The 780-nt window shown below is 71.5% G+C and carries 1 protein-coding gene; it reads right to left on the bottom strand.

All coding sequences use genetic code 11. The features are described from left to right. Positions 1–780: beta-ketoacyl reductase (locus OO69_RS48095; RefSeq protein WP_033287380.1), on the bottom strand; the 780-nt coding region annotated here is incomplete at both ends.

Raw genomic sequence — 780 nt, 5'->3', positions numbered from 1 at the left:
TGCCAGAGTTCCTCGGGTGAGGTGACATCGCCGGGGTAGCGGCAGCTCATCCCGACGATCGCCAACGGCTCGTCACCGGCCACGGACACAGCTGCGACCGCCGGTTCCAACGCGGCTGGAGTGTCCAGCAGTTCGGCGAGCAGATGGTCGGCGACGGCGGTGGGTGTCGGGTAGTCGAAGGTGAGCGTGGCCGGGAGCCGCAGGCCGGTGGTTTCGGTGAGGCGGTTGCGCAGCTCAAGTGCGGTCAGGGAGTCGAAGCCGAATTCGCTGAATGCCCGCCCGGATTCGACGGTTTCGGTGGAAGCGTGCCCGAGGACGCCGGCGACGGCGGCCCGTACCAGGCCCAACACCGCCTCCGTCCGCTCGGCCGGCAGTATCGCGCGGAGGCGCTGGGCGAGCGCCGACCCGGAAGTCCCGGCGGCGGCACTCGCGGCGACCGAACGGCTCACAGGCATCCGAACCAAGCCGCGCAGGATCGGTGGCAGCGAGCCGCTGGTCGCTCTTCCCCGCAGCGCCCTCGTATTGAGCTGCACCGGTACGAGCGCGGCACGGTCGGTCCGGAGCGCCGCGTCCAGCAGGCTCAGGCTCGTCTCGGGGGTGAGGGCTTCGATGCCGTTGCGGTTCATCCGGGCCAGGTCGGCGGCTTCCAGAGTGCCGCCCATGCCGCCGGTGGGGGCCCAGAGTCCCCAGGCGAGCGAGGTCGCGGGGAGGCCGTTGGTTCGGCGGTGCCCTGCCAGGGCGTCGAGGAAGGTGTTGGCGGCGGCGTAGTTGGCCTGGCCC

Source organism: Streptomyces sp. NRRL F-525 (assembly GCF_000716605.1).
Lineage (GTDB): Bacteria > Actinomycetota > Actinomycetes > Streptomycetales > Streptomycetaceae > Streptomyces.
The sequence above is the reverse complement of the archived record's forward strand: the minus strand, read 5'-3'. Positions and strand labels throughout refer to the sequence as shown.